The organism is Pseudofrankia inefficax (genome assembly GCF_000166135.1).
Lineage (GTDB): Bacteria > Actinomycetota > Actinomycetes > Frankiales > Frankiaceae > Pseudofrankia > Pseudofrankia inefficax.
On the sequence record NC_014666.1, the window covers coordinates 7089365 to 7110464 of the forward strand.

The following is a 21100-nucleotide window of genomic DNA, read 5'->3' on the forward strand; positions in this document are numbered from 1 at the left end:
CCGAGGTCACGGCACCTGAGGCGCTACTTCTTCGCCGCGGGTGCGGCGGGCAGGACGACGTTCTTGGCGGTCGCGCTCACCGAGAGGCCCGTCGCCGTCGATCCGGCGCTGACGATCGTCAGGCTGAACGGCAGGTTGTCCGGCAGCGGGATCGGGATCGCGGCGCCGAGCTGCTTCGGAATCGGGACATTGGCGCCGATCCCGCCGACGTCGAACGACAGGCCGGTCGGGTTGATGAACAGCTTGTTGTTCTGGACGTTGAAGGCCCCGGTGCCGCTGAAGGTGCCGCTCTGGCCGCCGAGCAGGCTGCCGATCACGGGCACGTCCAGGGTGGTCTTGCCGGTGACCTTCACCTGCTTGCCGCCGTCGACCGGCGTCAGGCGCAGGTGGAAGGTCTTGTCGGTGTCCAGGAACTTGTTGAGATCGTCATAGTTGATCATGACCGTCGCCGCGACGTTGTCGACCGGGACCTTGCCGACCTTGTTCGAGATCGCGTCGGTGAACGGCACGTGCACGCCCCGCAGATGCGCGTCCACCGCGGCGATCTTCGGGCCGTCCGGCGTCGTCGGGATGTCCTCCAGGGAGACGCCGATGTCCTTGAACTTGCCGAACAGCACCTGGGTGAGGAACGGGAACCCGCCGATGCTGACCTTGCGGATGATCGGCGGCTGCTGGCCCGGCTTGAGGTTCGCGGCGACGGCGGTGTCGACCTGCTTGCGCATCTGGCCGACGGCGACGTGCGCGGCCAGCCGGTCCACCGGGATCGCCAGGACCAACAGCACCAGCACGACGATCAGCGCGATCTTGCGGCCGCGCCTGCGCCGCCGCTTCGGCGGTGGCTGGTCACCGAGCGCGACGCCGCCGGTCGAGGGCCCGACCGGCGTGCCACCGGTGCCCGGGCCGGCCTGCGCGTAGCCGTCCCGCGCCTGGCCCCCAGCGGCCCAGCCGTCGGAGCCGTCGGCGGACCAGGCCGCCGTGACCGGGTCCGGACCGCCTCGGCCGCCGAGGTCCTTGCCGCCGGACGGCTGGCCGTATGTGTACTCGGTGGTCTCGGCCGGCCGGTTGCCGCGGGCGCCGTAGCCGAGGTACTCGGTCGACTCGCCGGGCCGGGCCGGCGGCGTCCCGGAGTCGGAGCCCGGGCGGTCGAACCGCGCGGCTGGCCGGTCCTGCCCGGATCTGCCGCCGGACCGGTCGGCACCGCCAGACCGGTCGGACCGGGACGTCGCCGGCGGGGACGATCGGCGGGTCGGCGGGACCGGCGGCGGGAACTCGCCGGGGCGCGGGGTCGGGTATCGCTCGGCCGGGATGCCTGGCTGCGAGGTGTAGCCGGCCCGGCCCGGGCCCGCGTCGCGGCGCGGGCGGGAGGTCTGCTCGCCACCGCCGGAGCCCGCGGGGGCACCACGGCCGGCCGATCCGCCGGACTTCCCGTCCCGGCCGGGCGCGGGCTTGAACCAGTCGACCGGCGGGGGCGGGCCAGCCGGGCGGAACGAGTCAGCGGGCGGCGGCGGCGCGCTCGGCGCACCCGGGCGCGCCGGCGTCGGGCGCGCGGGCTCACCGGGCCGCGGGCGCCGGACACTGGTCGCCTCGCCCGGCTCGTACCCGTCGTCGTCTGCTGGGTTGTTCACGGGGTCATCTCCCATCAGGGGCACGCCGACCCACGCGCGCGAGGACGTCCCCACCCCGTCGGCTCATCCACCGGATGGTCGCACGTCCAGCACCTCTTGGGAGCGTCGAGGGTCCGATCGCCCACCGCGATCCGCTGTCCGCTTTCCGACGTTTCCCCGGGCCGCCCCGCCGACGGCGGCGCAAGCGTCAGACCTCCAGCGGAAGCGTCGCGGCGGGGCGGCGCGGGCCGGCGGGTGCCAGCCGGAAGACGGCGCCGCGGGGCGCCGCGTAGGCCTGCCAGAAATGGTCCGCGACCGCGGCCGGGCGCAGCGGGCCGGCCGGGCCGACCCGGCCGTCGAGCACCACCGTCCGCATCCGGATGCCCTGGTCGGCGAGCGTCGGGCCGACGGCGCCGGCGAGCGCGGCCAGCCCGGCCTTGCCCGCGGCGAGCGCGAACCGCCCACCGGCCGGCTCGGTACGGTTCCCCGCGACCGTGACCAGGATCGTCGCGCCCACCCGGTCCACCAGCAGCGGCGTGGCCGCCTGCACGGCGGTGAGCGCGCCGGTCACGTTCACGGCGAGCGTCTGGTTCAGGGCGTCGGCCGGCACGGAGAACGCGCTGCCGCGGATGGACAGCTTCGCGTTGTAGACCAGCACCGTCAGGCCGCCGAGGTCCGCGGCGAGGCCCGCGAGGGTCGTCGCGAAGCCGGCGGCGTCGGTGACGTCGGCGACGGCGCCGCGCATCGTCAGCCCGGCGCTGGCCAGCTCCTCGGTCAGCCGGCCGAGGGTGTCCGTCGACCGGGCCACGACGCCGAGCCGGAAGCCCTCCAGCCCGAACCGGATCAGCAGCTCGGCACCGAACGCGGACCCGGGCCCGACGAGCACCAGACCACGGCTCGCCGGGGGCCGCGGTGACTCGGGCTCCGGGCCGGCCGGTGACGGCGGTTCCGGTGGCATAGCGCCCATCTTGGCCTGCCTACCGGCCGGCGCGCTGCCGGGTTACCGAAAACGCGTTCGAATGGGTGCGGGAGCCGGCGGGCCGCGTCAGCGGCGGGCGAGCTCGCGCGCGCGGCGGGTGCGGTCGAGCTCGGCCTGGGCCCGCAGCGGCGCGCACTTCCGGTAGTAGTACACGATCGGCGGGAAGACGATCAGCGGCGGGATCAGCATCAACAGCGCGAAGATCACCACGGCACCAATGACCACTGCGAATCCCTCCAGCCCCCACCGCATGGGGGGAAGATCGAAGACCTGCCGCCCGGGCGGGCCAGCCCAGTTCTACTGGATGTCGTAGGCGACCTGTTCAGCGTATCGATCCTGGGCGCGCGACGCCGCACCCAGGGTGCCCGCGGCCGCCTCCCGGCCTGATCATCGCCGAACTCGCCGGCCGGTGATCGCCGCCTGGGCCCTCCGGCGGCCCCCGCTCCACCCCCTGATCATGATCGCGAGTGTGGCCCTCGAATGGTTGCGACCAGGCTCGATTCACGACCACCCGAGGGCGAAACCGGCGATCATCTACACCGAGGCGCTAGATCGCCGGGTGGCCGAGCTCGGCGGGGAGTGCCGTTTCGATGTGGAGTACCTCCGGGTACGGACTGTGCCTCCGGGCGCGGAGTGCTTACGGGATCAGGACGCCGGGGTTCAGGATGCCGGTCGGGTCGAGGGCCCGCTTGACGGCGCGCAGCACGGTGACGCCCACGTCGCCGATCTCCGCGCCGAGCCACGGCCGGTGGTCGGTGCCGACGGCGTGGTGGTGGGTGATCGTCCCGCCGGCCGCCACGATCGCGTCGCTCGCCGCCGCCTTCGCCACCGCCCAGAGCGCGGCCCGGTCCTCGCTGTGGCCCGCGACGACCGTGAAGTACAGCGAGGCGCCGGTCGGGTAGAGGTGCGAGACGTGGCACAGCACCACCGCCGGCACCCCGGCCGCGGCGTAGGACTTGGCGAGCGCGTCTCGGACACCTTCGTAGAGGCCGTCCACGCCTGACCAGAAGGTGGCGGTCTCCAGCGTCTCGGCGAACATCCCGGCGTCCAGGAGCGCGTCCCGCAGCCGGGGCCCGTTGAACCGGCCGCGCACCCACTCCCACCCGGCCTCGGAGCCCAGCGGGCGACCGTCGTGAGCCCGCAGCACCGCCGCCACGTCGTCGGCCTGCCGGCTCACCCGTTCGGAGGTGCCCTCGTAGCCGAGCACGACCTGACACCCGCCGGCCGGCACCTCGTCGGCAGCGCTCGGTGGGCTGGGTGGGCCGGCGGCACCGGGAGGGCCGGGTGGGCTGGGAGGGCCGGGAGGGCTGGGAGGGCTGGCGGCACTCGGTGGGCTGGCGGCGCCGGCCGCGGTCTCGAACTCGTCGGAGAGGCGGGCGACGGCCGGCAGCAGGTCGCGCTGGGCCAGCGCGCGCAGCGCCGCGAGCCCGGTCGCGAAGTCGTCGACCCGCCAGCTCTCGTACCGCCGGAGCTCCGGGATCGGCCGGACCCGGACCCGGACGGCGGTGATCACGCCGAAGGCACCCTCCGAGCCGAGCACGAGCTGGCGCAGGTCGGGCCCCGCTGCGGAGGCCGGCGCCCGGCCGAGCTCCCAGCCGCCGATCGGCGTGGCCACCCGCAGCCCGACCACGACCGCGTCGAACCGGCCGTACCCGCTGGACGCCTGCCCGCTGGAACGGGTCGCGGCGAACCCGCCGATCGTCGCGTACTCCCACGACTGGGGGACGTGCCCGAGGGTCAGGCCGTGCTCAGCGAGCAGCGCCTCGGCCGCCGGTCCGGACAGGCCCGGCTCCAGCGTGGCGGTCAGCGAGACGGTGTCGACGTCCAGCAGGCGGTTCAGCCGGCGCAGGTCGAGCGCGACGACGGCCTCGTAGCCGGTGTGCGGCGGGGCCAGGCCACCGACGACGGACGTACCGCCCCCGTAGGGCACGACGGCGACCCGGTGCCCGGCGCAGACCGCCAGAACGGCGGCGACCTGGTCATGGTCGGCCGGGGTGAGCACGGCGTCCGGCGCGGCGGCCGCGTCGCCGGCGCGCAGCGCGAGCAGGTCCGTGCTGGACCGGCCGCCGCAGTGCCGAATCCGGATGTCCCGGTCGAGCAGGACGTGCTCCGGGCCGATGGCCGCGGCGAGATCGGCGCGCGCCGGCTCGGGCAGCCGCGACGGTGGCAGCCGGACGTCGGCCAGGTCGACCGGCGGGCTCGGCCGTTCGCCGAAGCCCAGCCCGTCGACCAACAGCGCCCGTATCGCCGCCGGCAGCTCCGCGTGCTCGTCCGCCCGTCGCCACCCCCACCACACCGGCTCCGCGTCGGCCAGGGCCCGGGCATCCAGCGACGGCTCGCTCACCCGACCACTGTGCCACTCCGGCCGCCGGATGACCCCGACGAGCTGTGGCCAGCCTCACCGACGTTCGACCGGCCAGCGGGCCCCGAACGGGGCCTTTCGGTCGTTGAAAAGGTCCGGTGGACGAGGGTGGCACCCAGCACGCACGCTGGGCGCGAGGCTGTGCCCGACGTGCACCGGCTCGCCCTGGCCGCCAGTCAGCAGAGGGGGACCTGATGACCGATGCCGGCGCAGGCGTGTCACCTCACCCGGGGGCCTCGCTGTCCGCGGCCCGGCGTGAGCGGGAGCTCGCCGGGCTGGCCGCCGGTGAGGTCGTCGACCTGCTGGTGATCGGCGGCGGGGTGACCGGCGCCGGCGTGGCCCTGGACGCGGCCAGCCGAGGGCTCAGCGTCGCGCTCGCCGAGGCCCGCGACCTCGCCTGGGGCACCAGCCGGTGGAGCTCGAAGCTGGTGCACGGCGGACTGCGGTACCTGGCCAGTGGTGACCTGAGACTGGCCATGGAGAGCGCGCAGGAACGCGACGTCCTGCTGCGCCGGACCGCCGGGCACCTGGTCCACCCGCTGCCGATCCTGATTCCGCTGACCCCGGAGATCAGCCGGCGCTCGACCGCGCTGATGACCGCCGGCCTGCACGTCGCCGACCTGATGCGTCGCGGCGCGCGGACCCCCAGCAGCACCCTGCCGCCGCCACGCCGGCTCACCGCCGTCGAGACCCGCCAGCACGCCCCGACCCTGCGCGAGACCGGTCTGCGCGGCGGCCTGCTCTACTGGGACGGCCAGCTCGTCGACGACGCCCGCCTCGTCGTCACGCTGGCCCGCACCGCGGCGGCCCACGGGGCGCGGGTGCTCACCCGGCTGCGCGCGCGCACGCTCACCGGCACCGAGGCGCTCGTCGAGGACACCGTCACTGGCACGACGTTCGGCCTGCGGGCGCGGACCGTCATCAACGCGACCGGGGTGTGGGCGCCGACCCTGGCGCCCGAGATCCGGCTACGGCCCAGCCGGGGCACCCATCTGGTGCTGGCCGCCGATGTCTTCGGCGGGCTGCGCGCCGCGGTCACGGTGCCGATGCCCGGCGAGCACAACAGCTACGTCACGATCGTGCCGCAGGCCGACGGACGGGTCTACGTGGGGCTGACCGATGTGCCCGCGGAGGGCGTCGAGGACGTGCCCCAGCCGACGGCCGCCGAGATCGAGGCGCTGCTGCGCGTCGTGTCCGCGGCGTTGGACGCTCCGCTGGACCGGGCCGACGTGCTCGGCGCGTTCGCCGGGCTGCGGCCGCTGCTCGACGCGCCGGCCCACCCGGGGGCGCCGACGCGCAGCGCGGACCTGTCGCGTCGGCACGCGGTCCGGGTCGGTCCCGACGGGGTGATCACCGTGGTCGGCGGCAAGCTGACCACCTACCGGCGGATGGCGCGGGACGCGGTCGACACCGCGGTCGCGCACGGCGAGCTCACCGCCGGGCCGTGCCGGACGGCCCGGCTGCCGCTGGTCGGCGCGGCGCCACGGGCCCAGCTCGCCGACGTGCCGGCCCCCCGGCGGCTGGTCGAGCGGTATGGCACGGAGGCGCCCGCGGTGCTCGCCGCGGCCGGCGACGACCCGGACCTGCTGACACCGATCGCGGCCGGCACGTCTGTCACCGGAGCCGAGCTGCTGTTCGCGCTGCGGCACGAGGGCGCGCTCGACGTCGACGACCTGCTCGACCGGCGGACCCGGATCGGGCTCGTCGCCGCCGACCGCGCCGCCGCCCTGCCACGCGCCATCAAGCTCACCGAACGGTTCCTCACCCCGGCGGAGCCCACGCCGCCGCGACCCGCGCGACCCGCGGACGACCGCCGACCCACACAGCCTCGTTAAGCGGCCGTGGCGCTGACCGGCCAGCGTAGTTCGACGACGGTGTTGTCCTCGTCCAGCTCGGTGCGGGTCACCAGCGCGCTCAGCGCCGCCAGCCGTGGCTCCGGCCCGGCCTCGGCCACGACGCCCGGCGCCGCGGGGTAGGAGATGAAGCCCTCGCCGCCGTCGCACAGCAGCGTCACCGTCACGCGGCCGGGCGGTGCCACCCGCAGGGTCTCGCTGAGCAGGTCGACGAGCTCCTCACGGACGTCCGTGGCGACGGCGGCCAGCTCCCCGGCGACCTGGAGCACCACCATCGCGCCGCGCGCCTCGGCCGCGTCGATCGCGGTCTCCAGCTCGGTCAGCGGGCCCGCGGGCCCGCCCCCGCCGGACAGCATCCGGCGCAGCGCCCTCGCCCGACTCGCGCACAGCCGGCGGACGGTCTCCTCGCGCGGGTCGGCGCCGCCCGCCCCGACGGAGCGCAGCAGCGGCAGCACGTCCCGGTTGAGGCGGGCGAGCCGGCGGGCCCGGTCGCGGCGGATCGCGGCGGCGGCGTCCTGGCTCGCGCCAAGCTCGGCGTCCATCGCGGCCGCGGCCGTCGTCGTCTCCGCGGTCGCGCGCAGCACCGGCCCGGCGACCGTCACCAGCAGCTGGATCGTCGACACCCCGTACAGCAGCCCCAGCAGCCGGACGACGTCCAGCGGCTGCGAACCCAGCCGCATCAGGCCGACCGCCAGCTCGACGCCGACGATCACCGCGACGGCCAGCGCCCACTGCCGGGTCGGCCGGGAGACGGTGATCGGGAGCAGCAGGACCGTCGGGGCCACCGTCCCGGCCCAGTCGTAGATCCTGATCACCTCGTCGCCGGGGGCCAGCGTCGCGCCGGTCAGGATGACCAGGGCGACGAAGGCGAGCACCACCAGTGCCTCACGGCCGTCGAGCGGGCGACGCCTGATGATCACGACCGTGCTGAGCGCCCCGGCGGCGACCACCGCCCACAGCAGCAACGACGCGACCGGCGCGATCGGATGCAGCGGCCCGGCCGGCAGGCGGGCATGGCCGCGGTAGCCGATCGCAGGCAGCGAGAGCACGGCCACGCCCGTCAGCACCGCGATGCCGACGCCGCGGCGGATCGCCTGTTCGTAGTCGCGCCGCAGGTCGGCCCCGTGCTCCGACCGGGCGACCGCCGGCTGCGCGGCCTGCCAGTGCAGCTCGACCCGGGTGCCGATGCCCGGCCGCGAGAGGATCCGCGCCCACCCGCCCACGTCGACCATCCGCCCGTGCACGGACCCCCGCAGCCCGAGCCGGGCCCGCCCTGCGTCGTCACCCGCGCCGCCCCCGCCGGCCGGTGGTCCGGCGCCTTCGGCGGGGGTCGGGTCGACGTGGGCCGCGTCGAAGCGGGCCGCGTCGAAGCCGACCCCGGCGTCGTCGATCCGGACGCGCACGCCATCCAGCCAGCGGACCACGGTGACCCGGGCGGCCGCGACGCCGGCGTGCCGGCGGACGTTGGTCAGCGCCTCGCGGACCGCGGCGGCGAGCGCGGCGGCGACGTCGACCGGCAGGGGCTCCTCGGCCAGCGTCTTCGGGCAGTCGGCGGTCCCGCCGCGCGCCGGGCGCCGCCAGCGCGGCCGCTGGACCCGGACGAACCGGTACGCCACGGTCAGCCCGTCGTCGAGCGCCTCGTCGACGACGCCGGCGACCAGCCCGTCGAGGTTCGCGTCCGGGTCGGCCTGCGGTCCCGCGGCGGCGTCGCCGGAGCCGGCCAGCAGGCTCTCCACCTGGTCGACGATCCGCCGGCAGCGCGACCGGACCGCCTCCAGCGCCGGCGCCGGCTGGGCCGCGACGGCCGGCGCGGCCGCCGGGGGACACGCGCGGCCGGCGCCGCCCAGACCGATGCCGGCCAGCATGTTCAGCACCGTGTCGTGCAGGAACCGCTCGTGCGCCCGGTCCGCGCGGGCTCGGGCCGCGGCGACCGCCTCGGCGCGGGCGCGGGCACCGACGGCCTCCAGCCAGGCGTCCGCCTGCGTCGCCACCCGCACCAGCAGCACGATCGACTGCCGCAGCGCGACGCAGATGAACAGCAACAGGCCGGTCGACGTCAGGATCGGCGGCCGGTGGTCATAGGCCGGCACGGCGTGCGCGGCCGCGAGGACGAGCATCACCGCCAGCGACCAGCGGGTACGCAACGCGCAGACCGCGCCCATGCCGGAGAGCAGGACGGAGAAGAAGACCCAGGAGCTCGGGTCGCCGAGCGACGGGTCCGGAACCGTCCAGGGCGCGGTCAGCCCGATCGTCGCGCCGACCGCGACGTCGGCCAGGACGATCCAGCGCGGCAGCGCCCGCCGGGCGGCGACGGCGACCCACGCGATGGACCAGCCGAGCACGAGCGCCGGGCCGACCAGCCGCCAGGGATGGGGGCCGTACCAGTCGTGCCACCAGACCGCCACGTAGGCCACCGCGTACAGCACGACCAGCGCGCGCAGTACCGCCAGCCCCCGAAAGATGACGGAGGCGAACGCGTCCAAGGCCCGGGCCGTCATCCAGTCCCCCACCGAATACGCCGCCTGCGCGGTCCCGTAGGACATCTACGATCGCGCATCCGGTGAACGGGCGGGCGGGTACCCCCGGATCCGGGAGCCGCCGGGCCGGTCCCGCCCGGCCCGGCGGTGGAGGTCAGGCGGCTGGGACGTCGACCCGGCTGGTCAGGACGCGGGCCTCGCGGGTGGCCGCGCGCTCCGAGTCCAGGAACGACCGGGCCGTGCAGATGAACAGGGTGCGGCCGTCGGCGCCACCGAGCGCGCAAGCGTAGGTGCCCTCGTCGCCGGTCGACACCTCGTCGACGACCTCGCCGCCCTCGCGGACCCGCAGCACCCGGTTGTGGTACGCGTCGGCGACCCAGACGGCGCCCTCGGCGTCGACGCAGATCCCGTCGGTGGCGGCCGGACGGTCGTCGGCGGGCAGCGCGGCCACCCGGCCCGCGCCGCCCGACAGGTCCGCCCACAGGCGGGGGCGCAGCAGGGTGCCGTCGCCGGTGACGTCGAACGCGGTCAGCCGGCTGTCGAACGTCTCGGCGAGCACCAGCGTGGCCACGACGTCGGAGGGACCGCCGGCGGCCAGGGCCGACCCGGCCTCGCCGCGGGGGATGATGACCGTGCCGTTCGGGAAGGTCAGGTCCTTCGCGGCGACGCTCGTGGTTCCGTCCGGGTCGATCCGGACCAGGACGGTCGGCTTGCTGGCCTCGCCGGACATCAGGTCGAACCCGAAGTTGCCCGCGTACGCACGCCCCTGGGCGTCGACCACCAGCTCGTTCAGGCTGCCGCCGCAGTAGCCGGACAGGTCGGCGTGCACCACGAGCTCGCCGCCCGGCTCCTGGCGCAGCAGATGCCGGTCGATCATCGAGACGACCAGCAGGCGGCCGTCGGGCAGCCAGCCGAGCCCGGCCGGGTGGCCGCCGTCCAGCCTGGCCATCACCTCGGCGTCCCCGGTCTCCGGGTCGACGGCGAGGACCTCCCCCAGGTACTGGTCCGAGACCCAGAGCCGGCCCTCGTGCCAACGCGGAGCCTCCAGGAAGCTTCGGCCGTCGAGCAGCACTGAGACAGGGGAAGGCGACACGGAATCTCCATCCGTCGGCAGGGGGCACCGCGCCGACGAGGCGAGGCGCCGGGAAGCGGCAGGGGTTGCGAGGCGGCAGGGTCCAGTACGGCGGGTTGCGGAGCGGCAGGGGTGTGAGAACGGCAGGGGTGTGAGAACGGCAGAGGGTCGTGCGCGACGACGGCCCCCGTCGCCAACGCCGACCGACGGAATCCGAGCCCACACCGTAACGGCGGGCACCGGGCCGGCAGCACCGCCCTGTCGGAATCGGGATAGTCAGAGCACCTGGTCTGGCGGCTCACCCTGGCCGGATGAGGTTAGCGGCTGCTAACCCGAGCGGCCGGGACCGCCGGCACAGGCGGTAATGTGCCTGCATGCCCGGGCGCGCCGATCCGACCCGCGCCGAGGCCGCCCCACCGGGGCCACAGCCCGGCGGCGACCCGGAACCGGTCGATGCGCAACGGTCCACGGCGCCGGGGCCACCCGCCGCTCTCCCGGTGACCACACCGTCCGCGCCCGCGGGTGCGCGGCGCGAGCAGCTGCTCGGCGCGGCTGCCCGGCTGATGGCCGACCGGGGCTACCACGGGGTCAGCATCAACGACATCGGGGCGGCGGCCGGCGTCTCCGGACCGGCGGTCTACAAGCATTTCCCGAGCAAGCAGGCCATCCTGACCGAGCTGCTGGTCGGGATCAGCGAGCGCCTGCTCGCCGAGGGCACGGTCCGGGCGACCGCCGCGGCGGACCCGGACGAGGCCCTGGACGCGCTGGTGCGCTGGCACGTGTCGTTCGCGCTCGGCTCCCCCGAGCTGATCCGCATCCAGGACCGGGACCTCGCCAGCATGGACGAGACGGCGGCCCGCCTGGTGCGCCGGCTGCAGCGCAGGTATGTGGAGCTCTGGGTCGCGCAGCTGCGCGCCCGCGACCCGGAGCTTGCCGAGGACGCGGCCCGGGCCACCGTCCACGCGACCTTCGGCCTGCTCAACTCCACCCCGTACAGCGCCACCGGCGGCGCGGCCCGCCTCGGCCGCGCCCGGATGGCCGACCTCCTGCACCGCCTGGGCCTGGCCGCCCTGCGCGCCGCCACCTGACGGCGCCGGCCTGACCCCCTGGAAGCCAGCCCGCACCCCTGGAAGCCAGCCCGCGCGGCCACGAGCCGGGTGGCATCAGGGCGACGTTGCCCGATGCCACCCGGCCGGCAGCGCGGGGGTCAGGCGCTGACTGTTGCCTCGAGGTCGTGCACGAGGCCTTCGGCGACCTTCTTGGCGTCACCGAAGATCATGAGGGTCTTGTCCTGGTAGTAGAGCTCGTTCTCGACGCCGGCGAATCCGGCCTTCATGCCGCGTTTGACGACCATGACGGTGCGGGCGGACTCGACGTCGAGGATCGGCATGCCGTAGATGGGGCTGTCCTTGTTCGTGCGGGCGGCGGGGTTGGTCACGTCGTTCGCCCCGACGACCAGCGCGATGTCGGTCTGGGCGAAATCCGCGTTGATCTCGTCCATGTCGAGGATCTGGTCGTAGGGGACGTCCGCCTCGGCGAGCAGCACGTTCATGTGGCCGGGCATCCGGCCCGCGACCGGGTGGATGGCGAAGCGGACCTCGGCGCCGTTGCGGGTCAGCGCGTCGGCGAGCTCCCGGATCCGGTGCTGCGCCTGGGCGACGGCGAGGCCGTAGCCGGGGACGATGATGACCGAGCGGGCCGTCTCCAGCAGCATCGCCGCCTCCTCGGTGGTGGCGCTGCGGACCGGCCGTTCCTCGATGACACCGCCGGCGGCCGCCGAGGTGTCCGCCTGGCCGAACGCGCCGAAGAGCACGTTCGTGAAGGAGCGGTTCATCGCCCGGCACATGATGATCGACAGCAGCAGGCCGGCCGAGCCGTCGAGGGCACCGGCGATGATGAGCGCCTTGTTGTCCAGGGCGAATCCCATCGCGACCGACGAGAGGCCCGCGTAGGAGTTCAGCAGCGAGATGACGGTCGGCATGTCAGCGCCGCCGATCGGGACGATCAGCATGACGCCGAACGCCGCCGCGAGCACCGCGACCACCGGGAACAGGAAGGTCTTCGACGGGTCGGTGATGAGCCAGACGCCCGCCGCGACGGCCAGTGCCAGCGTCCCGAGGTTCACGACGTTCTGCCCGCGGTAGACCTGCGGTCGGCCGGGCAGGATCTCGTGCAGTTTGCCGAAAGCCATGAGGCTGCCGGTGAAGGTCAGGAAGCCGAGCAGCACCTCCAGCGTGATCGCGGTCATCGTGAACGCGCCGATCTCGGGCTGGTGGTTGTAGTACTCGGCGGTACCGACCAGGCCGGCCGCCAGCGCGCCGAACGCGTGGGAGAGCGCGATCCGCTGCGGCATCGCCGTCATCGGGACGAAGACCGCCATGAGCGCGCCGATCGTGGACCCGACGACGAACGCCAGGATGATCCACTTGAAGTCGACGATCTCCTTGTGCAGCAGCGTGCCGACGACCGCCAGCAGCATGCCGGCCTCGGCGGCGCGCAGGCCGCGCCGGGCTGTCTTCGGCTGGGTGATCCCCTTCAGGCCGACGATGAACAGCCCTCCGGCCGCGACGTAGCACAGCGGGATGATGTAGTCGTTCATCGGCCGACCTCCGGCGTCGCGGCGGAAGCCGTCGAGGTACGCGTAACCCTGGAGCGCAGCCAGTCCCAGGCGCTCGGGCCAGCGGCGGGCGCGTCCTTGGGCGCCGCCCCACGCGGGCGGAACATCTTCAGCATCCGGTCAGTGATCAGGAAGCCACCGACGACGTTGATCGTCGACGCGGTGACGGCGATCGTGCCGAGCAGCGTCGACACGACGCCCTTGTCGGAGCCGGCGATCACCAGCGAGCCGACCAGGGAGATGCCGGCGACCGCGTTGGTCAGCGACATCAACGGGGTGTGGAACAGCGGCGGGACCCGCCGGATCACCTCGAAGCCGACGAAGCTCGCCAGCAGGAAAACGTAGAGACCGCTCTCGATCGCGGTGGACATGGCTCAGCTCCCAGCCGTGGTCGGGACGTCGGTTGCCTGGCCCGCCGCGGGCCCTGCCGGCTCGGCCGGCGTGGCCGCCTCGGATGGCGTGGCTGGCCCAGCCGGCGTGGCTGGCGGCGCGGGTGAGACGGCGGCGAGGCCGAGACGTTCACGCACCCGGGGAGCAACGACCTCGCCGTCATGGGTGACGAGCGTGTCGGCGATGATCGGGTCGTCGAGGTCGAGGCGGACCGCGCCGTCGACGATCAGCAGCTTCAGGAAGTTCGTGAGGTTCTTCGCGTACAGCCGGCTGGCGTGCGCGGGAACCGTCGCGGGCAGGTTGGTCGGCGCGAGCAGCGTCACGCCGTCGACGTCGACCTCGGTGTCCGGCTCGGACAGCTCGCAGTTGCCGCCCTGCGCGGCGGCCAGGTCGACGACGACCGAGCCCGGGGCCATCGCGTGGACCATCTCGGCGGTGACCAGGATCGGCGCCCGCACGCCCTGTACCTGCGCGGTTGTGATCACGATGTCGCTGGCGGCGACCACCTTGCCGAGCGCCTCGCGCTGGCGGCGGTAGAAGTCCTCGCCCAGGGCGGCGGCGTAGCCGCCCGTGGTCTCGGCGTCCGCGGCGTCCAGCCCGAGGTCCACGAAGGTCGCACCGACGCTCTCGGCCTGTTCCCGGGCGGCCGGGCGGACGTCGTACGCGGAGACGACCGCGCCGAGCCGCTTGCAGGTCGCGATCGCCTGCAGCCCGGCGACGCCGGCGCCGATCACCAGTGCCCGCGCGGGCGGCAGCGTGCCGGCGGCCGTCGTCAGCATCGGGAAGATCTTGTTCAGTCTGCTGGCGGCCAGCAGCGCGGCCTTGTAGCCAGCCAGCGTGGCCTGTGAGCTCAGCACATCCATGGCCTGCGCCCGGGTGATCCGTGGCAGCAGATCGAGCGCGAAGCTCGTGATCCCGGCGGTCGCGAGCGCCGCCGCGGCCGCGGGAGCGCCCAGCGGGTCGGCGAGGCCGACGGTCACCTGCCCCGGCCGCAGCCAGGCGAGCAGCGCGTCCGCGAGGGTCGGGTCCGACCCCGGCGCGCGAACGAAGAGCACGACCTCGGCGCCGAGGACGTCCGTGGCCGAGGCGATCACGGCGCCGCGCTCGGCGTAGGCGGCGTCCGGGAAACCGGCCGCCACGCCGGCGCCCGTCTCGACGAGCACCTCGTGGCCGGCCTTGCGCAGCCCGTCGACCTCCTGCGGGATCAACGCGACCCGGCGTTCCCCCGCGGCGGTCTCGTGTACGACACCAATTCTCATCGGGCGAGGTGCTCCTTCCGTACACGCGGGGCCGAACCGAGAAGTCCGCCGCCGCCACCGAGCCGGCCGGAGCTTCGCCGAACCTGCCTGGTCATTCCGCGCGCGGCTACGCCGAGGCGGGTGAAGTCGTGATCGATGGGCGCTGGGCCGGCGCCTGGCGCCGGTGGTGGTGCCGCTGGTCGTGGGTACACGGTGACCTCTCAGGGCTGGTGGAACGCGGGAAACGCAGGTCGTCCCGCCGGCGGTGTTCCGGCGGGCCTTTGACGCAGAGCAAACGAATGTGAATTGCGCTCGGGACTCAGGACGCGGGTGCGAATGAGTCGGCTGGGGGAAGTGAGAAGAGCGGGCAGGTCGTCTGGGCAGGCGGGCTGTCTGGTCAGGCGCTGGTCTGGTCAGGAGTCGTCTGGGCAGGCGCGTGCTCGAATCGCCGGCGGCCGCGGGCCGAGTTCATCCCGCTCGCCGACACCAATGCGGTGGAATATTTGGTACCGATACGGCGGTTCCCGGTCAATCACTTGTGTCTGCGTCAGCAATGTGGTCCGCCAGGGCGGCCCGTCCGGCGCCGCGGGCACCGGCACGCGCGGGCACGCACCCGCCAGTCAGGGCGGCCCGCTACCTGCGGGAACCTGGGGCGTGCGGCGCGGCAATCTGTTGTTCACAACGCCCCCGCAGGTTGGGAACGTCACAACAAGGAGCATCCGCGCTCACCGAGCGGAACGTGACCCGGCTACACTCGATCCGGCGCCGAAAGACTGGCTACCCGTAGCCCGGCCGACACCCAGCCGGCTTTCGGAAAACGATTTCCAGATTTCATACAGTATTCAATCCGAAACGGCGATCAAGAAGCGGTGGCCGCGACGGTCGGGGCGGGAACACCGAGCAGGGTGTGCATCGCGCGCAGCGCCCAGGTGTCGGCCTCGGTGTCGCCATGGAGCTGCCGCGCGGGATTGATACCGGCGGCGAGCGACTCCAGGCTGAACACCAGCGCGTCCGGGTTCAGGTCCGCGGCGAGGTCTCCCGCGGCGATGGCCCTCTTGATCTCGCCGGCGAGGGTGCGCCGCCACCGGTCCGTGACGGCGGCCAGCGCGTCATGGACCGAGCCGGGCCGACCGTCCCACTCGTAGCTGGTCGCCGCGATGAAGCAGCCGCCGACGAACTCGGGCGCGGCGGCATGGGCTGTCCAGGAGGCGCAGACGCCGAGCAGCCGCTCGAGGCCCGGTCGCAGATGGTGAACCGGCTCCCAGACCCGTACCCGGAACCGCTCGGCGGCGTAGTCGAGCGCGGCGAGCTGGAGCTGCTCCTTGGTGCCGAAGTGACCGATCACGCCCGACTTGCTCATCTGCAGGTCAGCGGCCAGCCGGCCGATCGTCACGCCATCCAGGCCCTCGACGGACGCGACGTCCGCGGCACGGCGCAGGATCGCCGCGCGGGTCTCCAGCGCGTCGGCGGCAGAGCGGCGGCCGGTCACGCAGCGAGCATACCGACCGATCGTTCGCTCTTGAAGTACGAACGTTCGGTCGCTAAGTTGCGGTCCATGAGCTCGCCGACCCCCTCCACGCCGCCCGCCGCGACGTCGTCGCCGCGGCCGGCCCCGCCGGACTCGCCGGCCCCGCCAGCTCGGCAGGCACCCCCGACGGCCCGGCCGCGGGCACGGACGTCGCTGCTGATCGCCTGCGGCGGCTCGTTCCTCGCCTTCCTGGACGCGACGATCACCAACCTGGCCGTCCCCAGCCTCAGCAGCCATTTCCACGTCGGCGTGACCTCGGTGTCCTGGGTCGTCACGCTGTACGGGGTTCCGTTCGCGGCACTGCTCGCGCCCGCCGGGCGGCTGGCCGACCTGTTCGGCCGCCGCCGGCTGTTCGTGGCTGGCGCGGTGCTGTTCACGCTGGCCTCGCTGCTCGCGGCCGTGGCGCCGACGCTCTCGGTGCTACTGGTGGCCCGCGCCGTCCAGGGCGTCGGCGCGGCACTCCTGATCCCGGCGTCGTTCGCGATCGTGCTCGCCGACACGGCGCCGGAGCGGCGGGCCGCCGCCATCGGGCTGTGGAGCGCGTCGGCCGGGCTCGCGGCAGTGGCCGGCCCGGCCCTGGGTGGCGTGCTCGTCGACGTGGTCGGTTGGCGGGCCCTGTTCTGTGTGAACCTGCCGATCGGGCTGTGGCTGCTCGAACGCGCCGCCCGGCTGCCGGCCGCGCCACCGGCAGCCGCCGGTCAGGCCGGCGAGCGCCGCGTTCCGGATCCGGTCGCGACCGTCCTGTTGGCCGCCGGCATCGGGGCCGTCGTGCTCGGGCTGACCGAGGCCGAGCGCTGGGGCTGGGCGAGCCCGGCCACCCTCGGCTGCCTGCTCGGCGGCGCGCTCGCCGTCGCCGCCGCGACGGGCCGGTCGGCGCGCCAGCCGGCTCCGGCCATCGAGGTCGACCTGTGGCGCAGCCCGGTCTACGCGGCAGCCAACGTCATCTCGGCGCTGTTCGGCGCGGCGCTGTACGCGTCGCTGCTGCTCGGCGTGCTGGTCCTGGTGAACGTCTGGCACTACTCGGTGCTGACGGCGGGCTTCGCGATGACGCCGGCGGCCGGCTGGGCCGCACTGGTCGGCATCGGCGTCAACCGGTCGCGACGGCAGCCGCCCCCGTGGGCGCTGGTCGTCGGCGGCGGCTCGGCCATCGCGCTCACCGCGGGCGCGCTCGCGCTGTGGCTGCCGGCGGGCGCGCATTTCGCGACCGTCTGGCTGCCGGCCGGGTTCGGCCTCGGCGCCGGGATCGGCGCGGCCAGCGTAGGAGTGTCCAGCGCGGCCGCGCTCGCCGTCGAACCTCGCCGGTTCGCAGCGGCGGTCGGCCTGAACGTCGCCGCCCGTCAGGTCGGCGGCTCGCTCGGCGTCGCCGCGACGGCGCTGCTGCTGGACCGGCCGGCGGGCGGTCTCGCCCCGTTCCGGGACGTCTACTGGCTGATGGCCGCGCTGTGCGCCGCCGTGGCCGTCGTGGGCCTGCGGCTGCGCGGCCCCCGGCCCGGTTCGGCCAGCCCCGGCCGGATCCCGCCCGCGCCGCGCGTGGCCGTCGATGAAACCGCCGCCGCCCCGGCCACCCCTGGGGCCGCTGTATGACCGTCCTCGACGACACCCTGGAACGCGCGGATCCCGACTGCCTCTCCCCCGCGGCCGAGGCACGGCTGTTGCGCGGCGCGCCGTGGCGGCGGCTGGCCGTGCTGGGCGACAGCGTCGCCGCGGGCGTGCGCGAGCCGCGGCCCGGCTACCGGGACCAGTGCTTCGCCGACCGGGTGGCCGCCGCGCTGGAACGGCCCGGCTTCCGGTACCGCAACCTGGGCGCCCCCTGGGCCAGCCTGCGGGACGTGCGCGACGGCCAGCTGCCGGCGGCGCTGAGCTTCCGGCCCGACCTCGTGCTGCTGGTCGCCGGCGGGAACGACGCGCTGCGGCCCGACTACACCCCCGACCGGGCCTGGCAGGGACTGCTGGAGATCGCCGGGCCGCTCGCGGATCACGGGGTCCTGGTGGTGACCGTCGGCATGTTCGACCTGGCCCGGTCCGGGGTCGCGTCGCCGCGTTTCGCGGCCACGATGACCGACCGGTTCGACGAGCTCGACCGGATCACCGCGGCCGTGGCGGCTCAGGTCGGCGGGCTGCATGTCGACACCCACCACCATCCGCGGACGTCCGATCCGGAGATCTTCGCCAGTGACCGGGTGCACGCGAACGCCGCCGGTCACGCGATCGCCTCGGCCGCGGTCGTGCGCCGGCTCGCGGGCCATCCGCGTCTGGACGCCCGATCCGGGGATCCGGGTGGGTAGGGGCAGGGCAAGCTAGAGGTCAGGCTGGTGGGTCGCGGAAGCGGCCGCCGGGCACGGCGGCGGGCGTGGCGTTGGTCGCGAGATGTGGTTACCGTCCGGTAGAGCCGCTCGACGCGGCCGGCGCGCCCGTCGCTTCTGCCCGGAGGCGCACCCGTCGCCCCACCCGGGCCGGCCTGTCTGGAGGAGCAATGACCGCCACGACGCCAGCGAGCACCGCCTCGGCGCAGGGCGACGAGAGGACGCTCGCCGCCACCGGGCCGGCACGCCGGCTCGACCCGGTACTGCTCAAGCAACTGGTCGACGGCATCACCGCCACCGGCGAGGCGGTCGACGTGCCGGCCCCGTTCACCGGCGAGCCGCTGGTCTCGCTGCCGCAGGCGACCACCGGCGACGTGGCCGCGGCCTACGCCGCGGCGCGGACCGCGCAGCCGATCTGGGCCGCGACTCCGGTCCGGGACCGGGCCGCCGTGCTGATCCGGCTGCACGACCTGGTGCTGAGCCGGCAGGACGAGGTGCTCGACATCCTGCAGTGGGAGACCGGCAAGGCCCGTGCGCACGCCTTCGAGGAGGTGCTGGAGACCGCGGTCTGTGCCCTGTACTTCGGCCGGCGCGCGCCCCGGCTGCTCGCGCCGAAGCGTCGAGCCGGTGCGTTCCCGGTCCTTACCCGGGCCATCGAGGCGAGACGCCCCAAGGGCGTCGTCTGCGTGATCACGCCGTGGAACTACCCGCTCGCGCTGTCGGACGACGTGCTGCCCGCGCTGGTGGCGGGCAACGCGGTCGTCCAGAAGCCGGACACGCAGACGGCGCTCTCGGCGCTGTGGCTGCGCTCGCTCGCGATCGAGGCCGGCCTGCCGCCGAGTGTCTGGCAGATCGTGGTGGGCAGCCGCGACGTCGTCGGCGACCCGCTCATCGACTGCGCGGACTTCGTCGCGTTCACCGGCTCCACCGCCGCCGGCCGGGCGATCGCCGCGCGGGCCGGGGCACGGCTGGTCGGCTGCTCGTTGGAGCTCGGCGGGAAGAACCCCATGGTCGTGCTCGCCGACGCGGACGTCACGAAGGCGGCGAAGGGCGCTATCCGGGCCTGCTTCAGCAACGCCGGTCAGCTGTGCGTCTCGATCGAGCGGATCTACGTGGACCGGCCGGTCCACGACGCGTTCGTCAAAGCCTTCGTCACCGAGGTCGAGGGCCTGCGGCTCGGCGCCGCGCTCGACTACACCGCGGACGTCGGCTCACTGACCTACCGGCGCCAGCTCGACGCGGTGCGCGCGCACCTGGACGACGCCGTCAGCAAGGGCGCGACCGTCCTCGTCGGCGGGAAGGCTCGGCCGGACCTCGGCCCGCTGTTCCACGAGCCGACCGTGGTCACCGACGTGACCCCGGGCATGGCGCTCTACCGGGACGAGACGTTCGGGCCCGTCGTCGCGGTCTATCCGGTGGACGGTGACGAAGCGGCCGTCGCCGCGGCCAACGACACCGAGTACGGCCTGAACGCCAGCGTCTGGAGCCGCGACGTCGGGCGGGCCCGCGCGGTCGCGGCCCGGATCGAGGCGGGCACCGTCAACGTCAACGAGGGGTACGCGGCGACCTACGGCTCGCAGGGCGCGCCCATGGGCGGGATGAAGTCATCCGGTCTCGGCCGCCGGCACGGCGCGGACGGCCTGCTCAAGCTCACCGAGCCGCAGACCGTCGCCAGCCAGCGTCTGCTCGGCTTCGACCCGCCGAGCTACCTGAGCCAGGAACGCTATGCCACGGTGCTCACCCACACCCTGGGCGTGCTGAAGCGGCTGCACGTGCGCTGACCGCCGAGGCCTCCCGGATCGGCGCGCCGCCCCTGAAACGGCGATCATCCTGTTGCGCCGGCGGCCTGGTCGCCGTCCAGGAACGCGAGCACCTCCGGGAGGGCCGCCGGGTCCTGGGCGAAGAAGGCGTGGCCGCCGTCATAGACGCGCAGCTCGGCGCCCGGGATGGCGGCGACGATCGCCTCGCTGTTGGAGACGGGCGCGATGCCGTCGTAGCGGCCGGCCGCGACCAGGGTGGGGCAGGTGATCCGGTCGAGCCGGTCGAAGACGTCGTGAAAGCGGCGGGCGTCCAGCTGCGCGGCCGCGCCCCGACGCTGCTCCTCGCTCAGCCCGGCCGTCATCCCGCCGCCGGCGAAGCCCTCGACCATCATCCGGTCGCCCGGATGCTCGGCGAGCCATTCGGGCGTGAACCGGCTGTCGAGCAGCTGGGTGGCCCGGGCGGCGCGTTCCGCCGGGTCGAGGCGCTCCAGCTCGTGCAGCGGGTAGGACGAACGGCTAACCCCGCCGGGCGACGTGCACAGCAGCGCGAGCCGCTCGACCCGCTTCGGCCAGGTCACCGCGTACTCCTGCGCGACCATCCCGCCGAAGCTGACGCCCATCACCCGACAGCTGTCCCAGCCGACATGGTCGAGCAGGCCGGCGATGTCGGCCGCGTAGTCAGCCATCGAGTAGGGGTCTGGCGGAATCTCCGTCTTCCCGAGGCCCCGCTGGTCATGGGCCAGCAGGTCGAACTGGGCCGCCAGGATGTCCAACAGCGGGCCCAACCGTTCCAGGGTCGCCCCTGACCCGTTGACGAACAGCAGGCGCGGCCCCTCGCCATGTCGCTCGAAGTAGATCTCGATCCCGTTCACGGCCGCCGTCGGCACCAGTACCTCCCGGGTAGACCCCGATCGGGA

General features: G+C 74.5%; 16 protein-coding genes. 5 read left to right on the top strand and 11 right to left on the bottom strand.

The window, feature by feature from the left end:
- Nucleotides 1-23 precede the first annotated feature (23 nt).
- The 4 genes from FRAEUI1C_RS28630 to FRAEUI1C_RS28640 form a co-directional block, all read right to left on the bottom strand.
- The gene (locus FRAEUI1C_RS28630) at nt 24-1625 is read right to left on the bottom strand and encodes a DUF2993 domain-containing protein (protein ID WP_071587965.1); all 1602 of its coding nucleotides are present in this window, start codon (nt 1623-1625) and stop codon (nt 24-26) included.
- A gap of 187 nt (nt 1626-1812) precedes the next feature.
- Complete coding sequence (locus FRAEUI1C_RS28635) at nt 1813-2571, bottom strand: SDR family NAD(P)-dependent oxidoreductase (RefSeq protein WP_013426863.1); 759 nt, start codon at nt 2569-2571, stop codon at nt 1813-1815.
- Between the two features lie 78 nt (nt 2572-2649).
- On the bottom strand, nt 2650-2808 hold the full coding sequence (locus tag FRAEUI1C_RS40490; RefSeq protein ID WP_013426864.1) for a hypothetical protein: 159 nt from the start codon (nt 2806-2808) through the stop codon (nt 2650-2652).
- 412 nt (nt 2809-3220) lie between these two features.
- Nucleotides 3221-4927: an FAD-binding oxidoreductase gene (locus FRAEUI1C_RS28640; protein WP_013426865.1), complete on the bottom strand. Its 1707-nt coding sequence runs from the start codon at nt 4925-4927 to the stop codon at nt 3221-3223.
- 212 nt (nt 4928-5139) lie between these two features.
- Between FRAEUI1C_RS28640 and FRAEUI1C_RS28645 the strand changes: the two genes are divergently transcribed.
- Nucleotides 5140-6780 (top strand): glycerol-3-phosphate dehydrogenase/oxidase, encoded by a 1641-nt coding sequence (locus FRAEUI1C_RS28645; RefSeq protein ID WP_013426866.1) that lies wholly within the window; start codon nt 5140-5142, stop codon nt 6778-6780.
- Here the strand turns inward: FRAEUI1C_RS28645 and FRAEUI1C_RS28650 are convergent.
- Together FRAEUI1C_RS28650 and FRAEUI1C_RS28655 are read right to left on the bottom strand one after the other, a co-directional pair.
- On the bottom strand, nt 6777-9341 hold the full coding sequence (locus tag FRAEUI1C_RS28650) for an ATP-binding protein (protein ID WP_013426867.1): 2565 nt from the start codon (nt 9339-9341) through the stop codon (nt 6777-6779). The genes FRAEUI1C_RS28645 and FRAEUI1C_RS28650 overlap by 4 nt on opposite strands.
- Before the next feature lie 88 nt (nt 9342-9429).
- The gene (locus tag FRAEUI1C_RS28655; RefSeq protein ID WP_013426868.1) at nt 9430-10368 is read right to left on the bottom strand and encodes an SMP-30/gluconolactonase/LRE family protein; all 939 of its coding nucleotides are present in this window, start codon (nt 10366-10368) and stop codon (nt 9430-9432) included.
- 476 nt (nt 10369-10844) lie between these two features.
- On the opposite strand from FRAEUI1C_RS28655, the gene FRAEUI1C_RS28660 reads away from it, so the two are divergent.
- On the top strand, nt 10845-11435 hold the full coding sequence (locus tag FRAEUI1C_RS28660; RefSeq protein ID WP_041259693.1) for an SACE_7040 family transcriptional regulator: 591 nt from the start codon (nt 10845-10847) through the stop codon (nt 11433-11435).
- Nucleotides 11436-11554: 119 nt separating this feature from the next.
- Here the strand turns inward: FRAEUI1C_RS28660 and FRAEUI1C_RS28665 are convergent, their stop codons facing one another.
- From FRAEUI1C_RS28665 to FRAEUI1C_RS28680, 4 genes are all read right to left on the bottom strand, one after another.
- Nucleotides 11555-12946, bottom strand: a complete 1392-nt coding sequence (locus FRAEUI1C_RS28665) for an NAD(P)(+) transhydrogenase (Re/Si-specific) subunit beta (protein ID WP_013426870.1) — start codon at nt 12944-12946, stop codon at nt 11555-11557.
- On the bottom strand, nt 12943-13335 hold the full coding sequence (locus tag FRAEUI1C_RS28670) for an NAD(P) transhydrogenase subunit alpha part 2 (protein WP_013426871.1): 393 nt from the start codon (nt 13333-13335) through the stop codon (nt 12943-12945). Before FRAEUI1C_RS28670 ends, FRAEUI1C_RS28665 begins: the two co-directional genes overlap by 4 nt.
- 3 nt (nt 13336-13338) lie before the next feature.
- Entirely contained in the window at nt 13339-14613 is a 1275-nt protein-coding gene (locus FRAEUI1C_RS28675; RefSeq protein ID WP_013426872.1) for an NAD(P) transhydrogenase subunit alpha, read from the bottom strand.
- Nucleotides 14614-15451: 838 nt separating this feature from the next.
- Nucleotides 15452-16081: a TetR/AcrR family transcriptional regulator gene (locus FRAEUI1C_RS28680; RefSeq protein WP_013426873.1), complete on the bottom strand. Its 630-nt coding sequence runs from the start codon at nt 16079-16081 to the stop codon at nt 15452-15454.
- A gap of 66 nt (nt 16082-16147) precedes the next feature.
- On the opposite strand from FRAEUI1C_RS28680, the gene FRAEUI1C_RS28685 reads away from it, so the two are divergent.
- The 3 genes from FRAEUI1C_RS28685 (at nt 16148) to FRAEUI1C_RS28695 (ending at nt 20204) form a co-directional block, all read left to right on the top strand.
- Complete coding sequence (locus tag FRAEUI1C_RS28685; protein ID WP_013426874.1) at nt 16148-17704, top strand: MFS transporter; 1557 nt, start codon at nt 16148-16150, stop codon at nt 17702-17704.
- Nucleotides 17701-18405, top strand: coding sequence for an SGNH/GDSL hydrolase family protein (locus FRAEUI1C_RS28690; protein ID WP_013426875.1), 705 nt, complete (start codon nt 17701-17703; stop codon nt 18403-18405). Before FRAEUI1C_RS28685 ends, FRAEUI1C_RS28690 begins: the two co-directional genes overlap by 4 nt.
- 188 nt (nt 18406-18593) lie before the next feature.
- Entirely contained in the window at nt 18594-20204 is a 1611-nt protein-coding gene (locus FRAEUI1C_RS28695) for a succinic semialdehyde dehydrogenase (RefSeq protein ID WP_013426876.1), read from the top strand.
- Nucleotides 20205-20248: 44 nt separating this feature from the next.
- On the opposite strand, the gene FRAEUI1C_RS28700 is transcribed toward FRAEUI1C_RS28695, so the two are convergent.
- Nucleotides 20249-21070: an alpha/beta fold hydrolase gene (locus FRAEUI1C_RS28700; RefSeq protein WP_013426877.1), complete on the bottom strand. Its 822-nt coding sequence runs from the start codon at nt 21068-21070 to the stop codon at nt 20249-20251.
- Nucleotides 21071-21100 lie beyond the last annotated feature (30 nt).

Excerpts from the sequence above, each read along its gene's own strand:
- FRAEUI1C_RS28635 (WP_013426863.1), bottom strand. The coding sequence starts at position 2,571 with ATGGGCGCTATGCCACCGGAACCGCCGTCACCGGCCGGCCCGGAGCCC.
- FRAEUI1C_RS28645 (WP_013426866.1), top strand. The coding sequence starts at position 5,140 with ATGACCGATGCCGGCGCAGGCGTGTCACCTCACCCGGGGGCCTCGCTG.
- FRAEUI1C_RS28650 (WP_013426867.1), bottom strand. The coding sequence starts at position 9,341 with ATGTCCTACGGGACCGCGCAGGCGGCGTATTCGGTGGGGGACTGGATG.
- FRAEUI1C_RS28665 (WP_013426870.1), bottom strand. The coding sequence starts at position 12,946 with ATGAACGACTACATCATCCCGCTGTGCTACGTCGCGGCCGGAGGGCTG.
- FRAEUI1C_RS28670 (WP_013426871.1), bottom strand. The coding sequence starts at position 13,335 with ATGTCCACCGCGATCGAGAGCGGTCTCTACGTTTTCCTGCTGGCGAGC.
- FRAEUI1C_RS28675 (WP_013426872.1), bottom strand. The coding sequence starts at position 14,613 with ATGAGAATTGGTGTCGTACACGAGACCGCCGCGGGGGAACGCCGGGTC.
- FRAEUI1C_RS28685 (WP_013426874.1), top strand. The coding sequence starts at position 16,148 with ATGAGCTCGCCGACCCCCTCCACGCCGCCCGCCGCGACGTCGTCGCCG.
- FRAEUI1C_RS28690 (WP_013426875.1), top strand. The coding sequence starts at position 17,701 with ATGACCGTCCTCGACGACACCCTGGAACGCGCGGATCCCGACTGCCTC.
- FRAEUI1C_RS28695 (WP_013426876.1), top strand. The coding sequence starts at position 18,594 with ATGACCGCCACGACGCCAGCGAGCACCGCCTCGGCGCAGGGCGACGAG.